The sequence below is a fragment of the Pseudomonas sp. B21-047 genome, assembly GCF_024748775.1.
Classification (GTDB): Bacteria; Pseudomonadota; Gammaproteobacteria; order Pseudomonadales; family Pseudomonadaceae; genus Aquipseudomonas; species Aquipseudomonas capeferrum.
Genome location: NZ_CP087169.1, coordinates 4,207,135 through 4,219,836 on the forward strand (window position 1 = coordinate 4,207,135; position 12,702 = coordinate 4,219,836).

The window sequence follows — 12,702 nt, forward strand, 5'->3', positions numbered from 1 at the left end:
TCACGCGTAATAATCAACCGCACTGTCGCCAATCACCACCTGCTGCTCAACCGCGCCAGCACTCTCGCCCTGTTCTACGCCGCCCTGCCCGGCGCCCTGCCGCGCCGCAACCCCCGACAGATTACTGCCCTGCTCCTGCGCCTGCTGGTGTTGCTGCTGCCCCCGCGACTGGTCAGCAACGTTGACATCCGGCTGCGCCAAGCCCTGCTGGGCAAACAACTCCCGCAGCCGGTGCAGCTGGCTGTCGAGCGCATCACGCACGCCGGCGTGGCCGCTGATGAACGTCACCTGGGTCGACTGGTCCGTCGCCACATTGACGCGAATGTCCAGCCGCCCCAACTCCGCCGGCTCCAACTGGATATCCGCCGATTTGAGGTTCTGGCTGGACAAGTACATGACCCGATTGACCAGGCCCTCGGTCCAGGCGCTCTGGTTCATTGGCAGCGGCTGGTGCAATGGGCTGGCATTCGCCGGCACGGCATTGGCGGTCTTCGCCGTGGCCGCCTGGGTCAGGCTGGCCAGGCGATCGGCAAAATCGTCGATGCGCGTGTCGCTGCTGGCAGCCTTGGTGTCTTTCAAGCCATCTTCGAGCAGCGCGCCAAAGGCCTTGCCACCCGGCTCGCCCGCCTCACCCTCGGCGTTGTCGATCAGGTTCGCCAAGGTATTGACGCTAGCCTCGTCGCCCTGGGCCTGCGAAGGGTCCACAGCGTGTGCCGAGGTGGTGCCCTTGGCCTGAGCGCTCTGCTCCAGCGCCAGGCGCAAGGTCGGCAGGTTGGCCAAGGGGTCGGCGTCAGGGTCGAAGGCTTCTTCGGCGGGCGCCTCTTCTGGCAGCGCGGCGCTCGCCAGCGACTGCGCAGCGGCAGCTTGCAGCACCGGCGCGACCGCCTCGGCCTGGGCTTGAATCAATTGCGCACCGGGTTGCGCATCGGTGACCTGGCCGGCCACCAGGTTGGCGTCGCTCAGCCCCGTATCGGCCTGATCATCGCTTGGCAATTTGTTGCCGTCATCGGCAACCGCTGGCTTGTCGGCAGCCTCTTTTTTGCCGCCTTGCGCCGGCTCTGGCTTGTCCTTGGGCTTGGCCTGGGCCTGGGCGACCTTGTCGTCCTGCCCGAAGGTTTTCTGTTTGGCCATGACCTGATCGAAGCCGCCGCCCGCGCCGCCCAGCGCCTGTAACGGCTTGTCCGCCATCGAGCTGGCCGCTCGCGACGACTTGCCTACGGCATTTGCTTGCAACAAAGGATTGGGTGCGACAGGCATTGAGCGGTCTCCGCGCCAGAAACTGAGTAATCATCCGGGCAAAGACAGGCAAGACTCAGGCCAAGTGTGCATCAGCCTGCCGAGATGCGGTGTTCCTCACCGCGGTAGAAGCGCCGAACCTCCACATATTCAAGGTCGATGCGGTTGATCAGGTCCTCAATGCCATACAAGGGTGGCTGCCGTACGCGGTCTTCCAGTTGCTGACACAAACCGGCCAGGGCGACAGCCCCCATGTTGCTGCTGCTGCCCTTGAAACTATGCGCGGCCGAACCCAGCTCGTCGGCACTCTTGGCGGCGTGCAGTTCGCTCAGGCGCCGCTCGGAGTCATCCAGGAATGTCTGCACCAGATGCAGGTAGCCATCCTCCATGACCTCACGCAGATCACTGAGCACCTTGTGGTCGATATGAATCTCAGTCACTTGTTCACTCCTTGATCAAGCCAGATTATGCCTGAGCCAGGGCGTGGCCCTCTACAAAACCGCTCACCCCAAGCACTCACCAGACAAACTCGACCCGCGCACAGCGGCCACCTTCGCACCACTGAGCGTCGCTGCCGAGCCGCCGCACCAGGTTCACACCCCGGCCACTCAAACACTGCTCCTGCGCTGGCCGCGACAATACCTGCTGTACATCGAACCCTGCGCCACTGTCACGCACCTCGATCATCAGACGCCCGCCCTGGGCATGGGGTTCAACCTTGAGGTCGATGCGCACGAAGCCGTCAGCCAAAGCCCCCAATCGCCGGGCACGCTCTCGATAGTAGTCGGCAAAGCCCTCAACATCGCGCTTGAGCCGCGAATCCAGGCCCAGCACCCCATGCTCCAGGGCATTGGAAAACAGCTCGCTGAGCACACTGTGCAGGCTGCCGGTGCGCGAGCGCAGCGGGTGGATCTCTTGCAACAGTTGCACCAGGTACGGCACCGGGTTGAACCGCCTCAGGCTTTCGCCGCGCAGTTCGAAGCCGAGCGACCAGTCGAGCGGGCTGGGCCGGCCGCGTTCAGCGTAGATCATTGGCGCCGGCACCCGCTCATCCGCCGTGAACATGCGGATGTCACACAAGCTGATGTCGTCCCGAGGCCGCCCACCGAAACGCTCAAGGGCCTGCATCACCTCATCGAACAGGCGCACAGGGTCTCGGTTGCCGGCCAACACCTCATGCAGGCGCTCGACGCCGAACAAACGTTCTTGGTCATCGGCCGTGTCGAGCACCCCGTCCGACAACAACAGCAAGCGCTCACCTGCCGCCAACGGCAGCACTTCGGTGCTGTCATCGAAGCGCTCGGGCGCAAGAACGCCCAGCGGCAGATGGCGCGAGACCAACGCCGACAGCACCTCACCGCCCGCCGACAAGCGATAGCCGTCAGGCATGCCGCCGTTCCACACCTCCACCGAACCGCGCTGCACGCTGAGGTTGAGCATCAACGCACAGCAGAACATGTCCACCGGCAGGATGCGCTTGAGCTTGGCGTTCATCTCGCGCAGGGTCTGCACCAGGCCATAGCCCTTGGCCGTCATGCCGTAGAACACCTCGGCCAGGGGCATGGCGCCGACGGCGGCAGGCAGGCCGTGGCCGGTGAAATCGCCCAGTAGCACCTGCATGTCCCCAGACGGCGTGAACGCTGCCAGCAGCAGGTCACCGTTGAACAGCGCATAGGGCGATTGCAGGTAGCGGATATTGGGCGCGGCCAGGCAACCGGCATGGGCCACCTTGTCGAACACGGCCTTGGCCACCCGCTGCTCGTTGAGCAGGTGGTGATGGTGGCAAGTGATCTCGTCGCGCTGGGCCAGCACGGTCGCCTGCAACCGGCGTAGGCGGTCCATGGCGCGTATCTTGGCGGCGAGGATCACCGCCCGGTAAGGCTTGGCCATGAAATCATCGCCGCCAGCCTCCAGGCAGCGCACCAGGGCGTCTTCCTCGTTCAGCGAGGTCAGGAAAATGATCGGCACCAGCGCTTCGCCGGCCAGGGCCTTGATCTGCCGAGCCGCCTCGAACCCGTCCATCACCGGCATCAACGCATCGAGCAGTACCAGTTGCGGCCGCCGCTCGACAAACAGCGCCACCGCCTGCTCGCCGTTTTCGGCCGTGAACACCTGGTGCCCTTGGCGCCGGACGATCTGCGCAAGCAGCAGGCGGTCGGCCGCCCCGTCTTCGGCAACCAGCACGGTCAATGCCTGTTCGGCAGCCATCACACGGCTCAACTGATATCGAACAGTTTGTCGAAATTGGAGATGGCGAGGATCTTGCGAACGTCGGAGCTGGCATGAATGACGCTCACGTCGGCCTCGTCGCCGCCTGCATGGTCACGCAATAGCAACAGCATGCCGAGCGCGGAGCTATCGAGGTAGGTGGCGTCCTTCAGGTCGACCACCACCGAGTCAGGCTGGTCGTTCTGGCGCTCGTAGGCATCACGAAACTCCTGATGCTTGCCGAAATCGAAGCGCCCTGTGATCTTGATCGTCAGCTTTTTCCCGTCCTGCGAAAAATCAGTTTCGACTGCCATGCTAGCGATTCCTTCGATGATGGCGGATGCAACTCTTTTAAGGTTTAGCAGGCGATGGCATGGGTGGCAAGCACACGGCCCCGCCAGCGGCGCGCAGGCCAGTGCAAGTTAAAAGTGGCTTTGCCGCGGCAGGCGCTGGGACAGTTCGTCGAGCAGTCGCTGTTCGCGTTTGTCTTCGGCCCGCCGTGCTTCGTCCAGGTAACGTTGCACCAACTTGCGCAACCCCTCCACCCGGGCATAGGCCTGTTGCCAGGCGCCGCGGGCGTTGTTCAGGTTGTTCTGGTGCCAGGTAAGGCTCTGGCGCTGCTGGGTCATGGCCGTTTCCAATTGCCCGAGGAAGCGCTGGTAGTTGACCAGCCAGTTGCCATCGACGCCCTGCCCGCCGCGGTTGATCCACTGCAGTTGGTAGTCTTCACGAAAGCGCTCGAGCTCGGCCAGCTTGACCTGCGCCTGGGCCACCTGCTGCTGGAAGTGCCCAAGGCGCTGGGCAGCCTTGCGCTCGGCCTCTTCGGCCATGGTCACCACCGGCGCCAGGCGCGCAGCACGTCCAGGCAGCGCCATGGCCTATCAGCCCGCCGCCGGAGGCGTGAAGATCGCCCCCAGCTGCTCGCGGCTCTGCGCCATGCCGACGTTCTCGTCCAGGCCTTGGCGCAAAAAGTCCACCAGCCGCGATTGCAAGGCGATGGCCAGGTCCGTCTCCGGGTCGCCACCCGGCACATAGGCACCCACGCTGATCAGGTCGCGGCTCTGCGACAGGCGCGACCACAGTTGCTTGAATTTTTGCGCCTGGCGCAAATGGTCGCTATCGACCACCTGGGGCATGACCCGGCTGATCGAGGCTTCGATGTCGATCGCCGGGTAGTGGCCTTCCTCGGCCAGGCGGCGCGACAACACGAAGTGGCCGTCGAGCACACCCCGCGCCGAGTCGGCGATTGGGTCCTGCTGGTCATCGCCTTCCGACAAGACCGTGTAGAACGCGGTGATCGAGCCGCCACCGGCCTCGCCATTACCGGCGCGCTCCACCAGCTTGGGCAGCTTGGCGAACACCGACGGCGGGTAACCGCGGGTGGCCGGCGGCTCACCGATGGCCAGGGCGATTTCACGCTGGGCCTGGGCAAAACGGGTCAGCGAATCCATCAACAACAGCACATTCTTGCCCTTGTCGCGGAAGTACTCGGCGATACGCGTGCAATACATGGCAGCACGCAGGCGCATCAGCGGCGCATCATCGGCAGGCGATGCGACCACCACCGAGCGCTTGAGGCCTTCTTCACCGAGAATATGCTCGATGAATTCCTTCACCTCGCGGCCCCGCTCGCCGATCAGCCCGACGACGATGATCTCGGCTTCGGTGAAGCGCGTCATCATGCCCAGCAACACCGACTTACCCACGCCGGTACCGGCGAACAGGCCCAGGCGCTGGCCGCGACCGACGGTGAGCAGGCCATTGATGCTGCGAATGCCCACATCCAGCGGCACGCTGATGGGGTCGCGGTTGAGCGGGTTGATGACCGGGCCGTCCATCGGTACCCAGTCTTCGGCCTTCATGCCGCCTTTGCCATCGAGGGCGCGCCCGGCGCCGTCCAGCACCCGCCCGAGCATGCTCATGCCCATCGGCAGGCGGCCGCCGTCATCCAGCGGTACCACCCGTGCGCCGGGGGCGATACCGACGATGCTGCCAACCGGCATGAGGAACACCTTGGTGCCGGAAAAGCCCATGACTTCGGCTTCGACCTGCACCGGGTGGAAGCTGTCGTCGTTGATCACCAGGCAGCGGCTGCCCACTGCGGCGCGCAGGCCTTCGGCCTCCAGGGTGAGGCCGACCATGCGCAGCAGGCGGCCTTCGACGATGGGTTGCGCCGGCAGTTCGATCGCCTCGGCGTAACTGCCCAGGCGCTTGCCGAAACTGGTGCGATCAAGGCGCATCGGGGTGGTCCAGGTCGATGGACATATCCGCTGGCGCCGGGTGCAGGGAATGGTCGTGAAGCTGGTCGAACAACTGCGCCACGGCCTTCTCGATACGCGTCTCCATGCTGGCGTCGATGCGGCTGTGCGCCGTCTCGATGCGGCAGCCACCCGGCAGCAGGGCTTCGTCTTCAAGCAGGCGCCAGTTTTCTTCATGGCGTTCGCGCAGGGCCTTGGCCAGTTCGAAATCCTGGGGGTTGAGATGGATGCGGATGTTGTCGGCGCCCATCGGCAGCAGCTTGAGGGCTTCGCGCAGCACCTGGGTGATCTGGCTGGAGTCATTGCGCAACTCGCGGCCGATCACCTGGCGGGTCATGTGCGCGACCAGGTGCACCAGGGTTTTCTCGATTTGCGTGTCCTGTTCGGCAATGGGCTCCATCAGGTTCGCCATCAACTGCTCGAGGCTGCCCAGCTTGGCTGCCAGGGCCTGTTCGGCCTCCTGGCGCACCTTCAGCTGGGTGCTGTGAAAGCCCTCGCGCTCACCGGTGGCGAAGCCTTCGTTGTAGGCCTCCTGGCGAATCGCTTCGAGCTCTTCGAGGGTCAGCGGCTGGACTTCTTCCAGCGGCACTTCCTCGACTTCTTCCTCGATGGCTACCGGTTCCGGCTCAGGCTCGGGTTGCGGCTCAGGCTGCGGGTCGAAGCTGGGAAGCGCCCAGACGTCGACGCCCTCGAGGTCGCGGGCGCGAATCAGGTCGCTGGGGTGGTGCTCTTTGCTGGACATGTTCTCAGGTACTCAAAAACCATCTGCAAGCAACGCGGCCCCGTGTAGGAGCGGCCTTGCGTCGCGAAAGGGCTGCGAAGCGGCCCCTGGATTTCAGCGTCGCAACCTATATCGCCGGGTCCGCTCTGCGGCCCTTTCGCGACGCAAGGCCGCTCCTACACGAGGATGGATCAGATCATTTCCTCGGCGCCCTTGCCACCGAGCACGATCTCGCCAGCCTCGGCCATGCGGCGAGCGATGGTGAGGATTTCCTTCTGCGCCGTTTCCACGTCGCTGACCCGCACCGGCCCCTTGGCCTCCAGGTCGTCGCGCAGCAGTTCCGAGGCACGCTTGGACATGTTCTTGAAGATCTTGTCCTTGACCCGCTCGTCGGCGCCCTTGAGCGACACCACCAGCACGTCGGAGGACACCTCGCGCAACAGCGCCTGGATACCGCGGTCGTCGACATCGGCCAGGTTGTTGAAGACGAACATCAGGTCTTCGATCTGCTCCGACAGGTCGTTGTCGACCTCGCGGATGGAGTCCATCAGCGCACCTTCCACCGAGCTGTCGAGGAAGTTCATGATGTCAGCGGCACGCTTGATACCACCCAAGGTGGTCCGCGCGGCATTGGAGTTGCCCGAGAACTGCTTCTCGAGAATCTGGTTCAGCTCCTTGAGCGCTGCCGGTTGCACGGTGTTGAGCGAAGATACGCGCAGGATGATATCCAACCGCACCTTGTGGTCGAAGTTGCTCAGCACTTCACCGGCCTGGTCAGGGTCCAGGTAGGCGACCACGATGGCCTGGATCTGCGGGTGCTCGTAGCGGATCACATCGGCCACGGCACGCGGCTCCATCCACTTGAGGCTGTCCAGGCCGCTGGTGTTGCCGCCCAGCAGGATGCGGTCGATCAGGCCGTTGGCCTTGTCTTCGCCCAGGGCCTGGTTGAGCATCTTGCGGATATAACCGTCGGAGCCGACACCCAGGCTGGTCTGGTCGCCAACGATGTCGACGAACTCGCTCATCACCTGCTCGACCTGATCGCGGTGCACGTTGCCCATCTGCGCCATGGCCACACCCACCCGCTGCACTTCCTTGGGCCCCATGTGCCGCAGAACCTGGGCAGCATCGGTTTCGCCCAGCGAGAGCAGGAGGATCGCCGCTTTGTCGACACGGCTCAGCTTGGCGGTAACGGCTCGGTTATCACTCATCGGCGTTGATCCAGTCTTTCACGACCTGGGCCACGCGGCCCGGGTCTTCGGCCACCAGGCCTTTGATTGCGTTGAGCTGCGCCTCGTAACCCTCGCTCGGGCTTGGCAACAGAATGCTTGTCGGGCCACCCAGACTGACGCGGTCGTTGGCCAGTTCGCCATCCAGACCGATCATGCCGCCCAGCTCCATGTCGCTATCCGAGGCAGCCTGCTTGCCGCCCCCGGTGATGTTGTTGAGCACCGGCCGCAGTACGCCGAACACCAGCACCAGGATGAACACCACGCCCAGCACTTGCTTGACGATGTCCCAGAACCACGGCTGCTGATAGAAGGCGATGTCGGCGATTTCTTCGCCACGGTCGGCGGCGAACGGCACGTTGATTACCGTCACGCTGTCGCCGCGGCTGGCATCGAAGCCGACCGCGTCCTGCACCAGGCGGGTAAAGCGTGCCAGGTCCTCGGCACCCCATGGGGCACGGGTGGCTTCGCCGCTGGTAGGGTCGACCTTGAGCTGGTCGTCGACCACCACCGCTACCGACAGGCGGGTCATGCGGCCCTGCTGCTGACGGGTGTGGCTGATGGAGCGGTCCAGCTCGAAGTTCTTGGTGCTCTGCTGACGTTTGTCCGACGGGTACGGCGCGAGCATTGGCTGGCCGGTGGCCGGGTCCATGATCTGCTGGCCGTTGGCATCCACCAGCGGTTGGCCAGGCTGGATGGCAGGGGCCGGGGTGGCGGCTGCGGCGGTGGTTTGCGGTGCAGAGGCAGCACCCGGTGGCTGGTTGCTCAGTGCACCCGGCACGCCTTGTGGGCCCTGGCTGCTGGCGCGCTGCTCGTCGACCGACTGCTCGCTGCGCAGCGCCGGCTGGTCCGGGTTGAACTGCTCGGACGTCGATTCCACCGCACTGAAGTCCAGGTCGGCGGACACTTCGGCCTTGTAGCGGTCATTGCCCAACACCGGCTGCAGGATATTGTGCACGCGCTGGGTGAGCATGCTTTCCATGCGGCGGCTGTAGTCGAACTGCTTGCCCGCCATGGTCAGGGCGGTGTCCTGCAACTGCTCGGACAGCAGGTTGCCCTTCTGGTCGACGACGGTGACCTGCGACTTGTCCAGCTCTGGCACGCTGGTGGCGACCAGGTTGACGATCGCCATCACCTGCCCGGCTTCCAGCGCGCGGCCTGGGTACAATTCGACCAGTACCGAGGCGCTAGGCTTGCGTTCGTCACGCACGAACACCGAGCTTTTCGGGATCGCCAGGTGCACGCGTGCGCCCTTGACGTTGTTCAGGCTGGACACTGTGCGCGCCAGTTCACCTTCGAGGCTGCGGCGATAGCGGGTGGCCTCCATGAACTGGCTGGTGCCCAGGCCCTGCTCCTTGTCGAGCAGTTCGAAACCGACATTGCCATCGCTCGGTGCCACGCCTGCGGCCGCCAGTTTCAGGCGCGCACGGGAGAGGTCGTCGGCCTTGACCAGCAGAGCGCCGGAATTGGGCTCGACGTTGTAGGGAATGTCTGCAGCGGCCAGGGTTTCCATGACCTGCTTGGTGTCCATGCCCGACAGGCTGCCGTACAGCGGCCGGTAGTCGGGCTGTTGCGACCACAGCACCACGGCAAAGCCGATGGCCACGCTCGCGGCCAAGCCGACCATGAGGCCGACCTGACGCAGCATGGGCATCTGCGAGATGTTTTCCAGAAACGCCATACCGAACAGCGGCGGCTTGGACGCTGGCTGGCCGCTCTTGGCGGGGGCGTTGTCGACGACTGCTTCAGCCATGGGTTACGTCCGTCCTCAAACCGGCATCTGCATGATGTCCTGGTACGCCTGGACCAGCTTGTTGCGCACCTGGGTCATCGCCTGCATGGAAACGCTGGCCTTTTGCGAAGCGATCATCACGTCGGTCAGGTCGACGCCGCTCTTGCCAATCTCGAAGGCGTTGGCCAGCTGGGTAGAGGCCTGCTGGGTCTCATGCACCTTGCCGATGGCCTGGCCGAGCATGTCGGCAAAGCTGCTCTGGCCCGGCGCCAGCTCAGGCGCGGCGGACACCTTGGGCAACGACATGGCGTCGGCCTGCATGGCCCGCATGTCCAGCATCAGACGATTGAATTCAACACCTTGGCTCATGACCTTCTCTCTCCGGCGGCCGCATTTTTTTGACACTCATGCGGCGGATAGCTCGTGTAAAGCAACAAAGGTGCCAGCCTTGCCACCCTTCTGATTTGACGCGCCGTTGTAGGAGCGGCCTTGTGTCGCGAAAGGGGCGCGTAGCGGCCCCAGGTGCTGTGGCGCAGCAAAAATCGCCGGGGCCGCTACGCGCCCCTTTCGCGACACAAGGCCGCTCCTACAAAGGCCGCACCCGACATAGCCCGCACCTGCGGCTTATCAGCCGAAGAGGCTGGCCTCGACGTCAAACCCGGCATCGCGCATTTGTGCCAGCTTGTAACGCAAGGTGCGCGGGCTGATGCCCAGCCGCTCGGCGGCCTCCTTGCGGCGGCCACGCTCGGCGCGCAAGGTGTCGATGATGGTCTGGTACTCATGGCGGCGCAGGTCATCACCCAGGCCCCCCGCCTCGACCGCCACTTCGGGCAATGAAGGCGCCGCGCTCGCCGACAAGGGAATGGCGCCGGCCAGACAAAAATCCGCCGCCTCGATCACCCCGCCCTGCTGCAGGATCAGCGCCCGCTGCAAGGCGTTGTCCAGTTCGCGCACGTTACCCGGCCAGGCATACGCCTGCAGGCAGGCCCGCGCTTGGGCAGACAAACGCACCGGCGCATGCTTCATCTTGCCGACATGGCGGGCCAGCAGGCGTTCGGCCAGTTGCAGGATGTCGCCCTTGCGCTCGCGCAACGGGCACCAGGCCAGGGGGAACACCGACAATCGGTAATACAAGTCTTCACGGAACCGCCCCGCCGCCACTTCGCCCGCCAGATCGCGGTTGGTGGTGGCCAGCACGCGGATGTCCAGGCTGATCGGCTTGCGCCCGCCTACCCGCTCCACCTCACGCTCCTGCAACACCCGCAACAGCTTGGCCTGCAACGTCAGCGGCATCTCGGAGATTTCGTCGAGCAGCAAGGTGCCGCCCTCGGCCTGCTCGAACTTGCCGGCCTGGGCCGCGATGGCGCCGGTGAAAGCGCCCTTCTCATGGCCAAACAAGGTGGCTTCGAGCATGTTGTCGGGGATCGCCGCGCAGTTGATCGCCACGAAGGGCTGGCCTGCCCGCGGGGACTGCTGGTGAATGAAGCGTGCCAGCACTTCCTTGCCGGTACCCGACTCACCCGAGATCAGCACCGTCGAGTCGCTGCGCGCCACGCGCGCGGCCAGCTCCAGCAATTGTCGGCTGGCCGGCTCACAGGCTACCGGCCCCTCCTCGTCCACCGCACTCACGCGCCCGGCAGCATGGCGCTGCACCAAACACAGCAGCGCCTTGGGCTCGAACGGCTTGACCAGGTAATCGGCTGCGCCCTGGCGCATCGCTTCCACGGCACGTTCCACCGCAGCATGCGCGGTCATCAGCAACACCGGCAGTTGCGGCTGCTGGCGGCGCAACTGCGCCAGCAACTGGTGCCCATCCATACCCGGCATGTTCACGTCACTCACCACCAGGCTGAACGCTTCGCTCAGCACAGCCTCCAGTGCCTCTTCGGCACTGCCCACGGCGCGGTAGGCGAAACCGCCGATTTCCAGGGTATCGCCAAGCGCCTGGCGTAACACGCGGTCATCCTCGACCAGCAGCACCTTGATGGTCATCCGTGCGCCTCCGCCAGTTGCCCATCGATCAACGGCAGCTCGACCCGCACGCAGGTGCCGCGCCCGACCTTGGAACGCACGCTGAGCGTACCCTGGTGCGCCCGCACCACGGCCTTGACCACGGCCAGGCCCAGGCCGGTGCCGGTGGCCTTGGTGGTCAGGAACGGCTCGCCCAGGCGGCCCAGCACGTCGGCGTCGATGCCGCTGCCGGCGTCACTCACGCACAGGTGCAACACCTGCTGGCGACGGAACACGTGCACCTTGAGCCGCGCCGGCGCCTCGCTCGCTTGCAGGGCATTCTCGATCAGGTTGAGCATGGCGCCGACCAAGGTGTCGCGGTTGCACAGCAGCTCGCCCAGGTGGCTGTCGCACTGCCAACGCACGGCATGCCCTTGCACGTGCGACTGCGCGGCCTGCTGCAAGGCCTGGAACAGCCCTTTGGGGCTCACCCGATCGCCGAGCGGCAGCTCGCCACGGGCGAACACCAACATGTCGCGCACCTGGTGCTCCAGCTCGTGCAGGCGCTCCTTCAAGGTACCGACGAAGCGCTGGCGGGTTTCCACGCTCAGGTCTTGCTCGCTATCGGCCAGGTGGCTGGCGTAGAGCATGGCTGCCGACAGGGGCGTGCGGATCTGATGGGCCAGCGAGGCGACCATGCGCCCCAGCGACGACAAGCGCTCGTGGCGAGCCAACTGGTCTTGCAGGCGACGGGTTTCTGTCAGGTCGTTGAGCAGCACCAACTGGCCGGGCTCGGCATCCAGCGAGCGGGTGGCGATGGACAGGCGGCGGCCGTCGCGCAGCGAGACTTCATGGCCGTCGTCCTTGCGCGGGGCGAAGCTGCGGGCAATCACCTGGCGCCACAGCTCGCCGATCAGCGGCTCGCCGAGCAGTTCGCAGGCGGCCGGGTTGGCTTCGCGCACCAGGCCGTGGCCATCGATCACGATCACCCCGCCGGGCAGCAGGTCCAGCAGGTTCTGCAGGCGGTTGGCCAGGCGTTCCTTTTCACTGAGTTCGGCGATGCGCTGGGCGCTGACCACCGCCAGCTCGCCCTTCAGTTCGCTGACCCGCGCTTCAAGCAGGCTGTAGGACTGGCTCAGCTGGCTGGAGACCTGGTTGAACAGGGCGAAGGCTTGCTCGACACCCTGTCGGCTTTCCTGCTCGATCAGGGCATGCCCCTGCGGATCGGGGGCTCGGGAAACGTGGGCGGCCTGGGGCATCGTGCTCTCTCGCGTGGCTGACCGTCATAAAAACGGTATGTTGCCAGCGGTGTAGCAATAGCCGTGCCGAAGATGGGGATTTTCGGATGCGCTGCCTCCCTCGCCCGCA

General features: G+C 65.0%; 12 protein-coding genes. All 12 read right to left on the minus strand.

What is annotated here, in order from left to right:
* Positions 1–1,257: a flagellar hook-length control protein FliK gene (locus LOY26_RS19090; RefSeq protein ID WP_258713988.1), complete on the minus strand. Its 1,257-nt coding sequence runs from the start codon at positions 1,255–1,257 to the stop codon at positions 1–3.
* Positions 1,258–1,328: 71 nt separating this feature from the next.
* A complete protein-coding gene (locus LOY26_RS19095) occupies positions 1,329–1,676 on the minus strand; it encodes an Hpt domain-containing protein (protein WP_186656334.1) in 348 nt (115 codons plus the stop codon).
* A gap of 76 nt (positions 1,677–1,752) precedes the next feature.
* Positions 1,753–3,444 carry a fused response regulator/phosphatase gene (locus LOY26_RS19100; protein WP_258713989.1) on the minus strand — a complete coding sequence of 564 codons (1,692 nt, stop codon included), beginning with the start codon at positions 3,442–3,444 and terminating at the stop codon, positions 1,753–1,755.
* A gap of 8 nt (positions 3,445–3,452) precedes the next feature.
* Positions 3,453–3,758 carry an STAS domain-containing protein gene (locus tag LOY26_RS19105; protein ID WP_033699464.1) on the minus strand — a complete coding sequence of 102 codons (306 nt, stop codon included), beginning with the start codon at positions 3,756–3,758 and terminating at the stop codon, positions 3,453–3,455.
* Positions 3,759–3,866: 108 nt separating this feature from the next.
* Positions 3,867–4,319, minus strand: a complete 453-nt coding sequence (fliJ, locus tag LOY26_RS19110) for a flagellar export protein FliJ (protein ID WP_033699465.1) — start codon at positions 4,317–4,319, stop codon at positions 3,867–3,869.
* A gap of 6 nt (positions 4,320–4,325) precedes the next feature.
* Positions 4,326–5,684 carry a flagellar protein export ATPase FliI gene (fliI, locus tag LOY26_RS19115; RefSeq protein ID WP_258713990.1) on the minus strand — a complete coding sequence of 453 codons (1,359 nt, stop codon included), beginning with the start codon at positions 5,682–5,684 and terminating at the stop codon, positions 4,326–4,328.
* A complete protein-coding gene (gene fliH, locus LOY26_RS19120) occupies positions 5,674–6,444 on the minus strand; it encodes a flagellar assembly protein FliH (RefSeq protein WP_186656325.1) in 771 nt (256 codons plus the stop codon). Before fliH ends, fliI begins: the two co-directional genes overlap by 11 nt.
* A 170-nt stretch (positions 6,445–6,614) precedes the next feature.
* On the minus strand, positions 6,615–7,634 hold the full coding sequence (gene fliG, locus LOY26_RS19125) for a flagellar motor switch protein FliG (protein WP_027593031.1): 1,020 nt from the start codon (positions 7,632–7,634) through the stop codon (positions 6,615–6,617).
* Positions 7,627–9,405: a flagellar basal-body MS-ring/collar protein FliF gene (gene fliF, locus LOY26_RS19130; protein WP_186656322.1), complete on the minus strand. Its 1,779-nt coding sequence runs from the start codon at positions 9,403–9,405 to the stop codon at positions 7,627–7,629. Before fliF ends, fliG begins: the two co-directional genes overlap by 8 nt.
* A gap of 15 nt (positions 9,406–9,420) precedes the next feature.
* Positions 9,421–9,753 (minus strand): flagellar hook-basal body complex protein FliE, encoded by a 333-nt coding sequence (gene fliE / locus LOY26_RS19135; RefSeq protein WP_033699469.1) that lies wholly within the window; start codon positions 9,751–9,753, stop codon positions 9,421–9,423.
* A 258-nt stretch (positions 9,754–10,011) separates the two neighbouring features.
* Positions 10,012–11,376: a sigma-54 dependent transcriptional regulator gene (locus LOY26_RS19140; protein ID WP_258713991.1), complete on the minus strand. Its 1,365-nt coding sequence runs from the start codon at positions 11,374–11,376 to the stop codon at positions 10,012–10,014.
* Positions 11,373–12,593 carry a PAS domain-containing sensor histidine kinase gene (locus LOY26_RS19145; protein WP_258713992.1) on the minus strand — a complete coding sequence of 407 codons (1,221 nt, stop codon included), beginning with the start codon at positions 12,591–12,593 and terminating at the stop codon, positions 11,373–11,375. The genes LOY26_RS19140 and LOY26_RS19145 overlap by 4 nt, the downstream gene beginning before the upstream one ends.
* Positions 12,594–12,702 lie beyond the last annotated feature (109 nt).

What these genes read in the sequence shown, in the direction of transcription:
- LOY26_RS19090 (WP_258713988.1), bottom strand. Translation starts at nt 1,257, where the DNA reads ATGCCTGTCGCACCCAATCCTTTGTTGCAAGCAAATGCCGTAGGCAAG.
- LOY26_RS19100 (WP_258713989.1), bottom strand. Translation starts at nt 3,444, where the DNA reads ATGGCTGCCGAACAGGCATTGACCGTGCTGGTTGCCGAAGACGGGGCG.
- LOY26_RS19105 (WP_033699464.1), bottom strand. Translation starts at nt 3,758, where the DNA reads ATGGCAGTCGAAACTGATTTTTCGCAGGACGGGAAAAAGCTGACGATC.
- fliJ (WP_033699465.1), bottom strand. Translation starts at nt 4,319, where the DNA reads ATGGCGCTGCCTGGACGTGCTGCGCGCCTGGCGCCGGTGGTGACCATG.
- fliI (WP_258713990.1), bottom strand. Translation starts at nt 5,684, where the DNA reads ATGCGCCTTGATCGCACCAGTTTCGGCAAGCGCCTGGGCAGTTACGCC.
- fliH (WP_186656325.1), bottom strand. Translation starts at nt 6,444, where the DNA reads ATGTCCAGCAAAGAGCACCACCCCAGCGACCTGATTCGCGCCCGCGAC.
- fliG (WP_027593031.1), bottom strand. Translation starts at nt 7,634, where the DNA reads ATGAGTGATAACCGAGCCGTTACCGCCAAGCTGAGCCGTGTCGACAAA.
- fliF (WP_186656322.1), bottom strand. Translation starts at nt 9,405, where the DNA reads ATGGCTGAAGCAGTCGTCGACAACGCCCCCGCCAAGAGCGGCCAGCCA.
- fliE (WP_033699469.1), bottom strand. Translation starts at nt 9,753, where the DNA reads ATGAGCCAAGGTGTTGAATTCAATCGTCTGATGCTGGACATGCGGGCC.
- LOY26_RS19140 (WP_258713991.1), bottom strand. Translation starts at nt 11,376, where the DNA reads ATGACCATCAAGGTGCTGCTGGTCGAGGATGACCGCGTGTTACGCCAG.
- LOY26_RS19145 (WP_258713992.1), bottom strand. Translation starts at nt 12,593, where the DNA reads ATGCCCCAGGCCGCCCACGTTTCCCGAGCCCCCGATCCGCAGGGGCAT.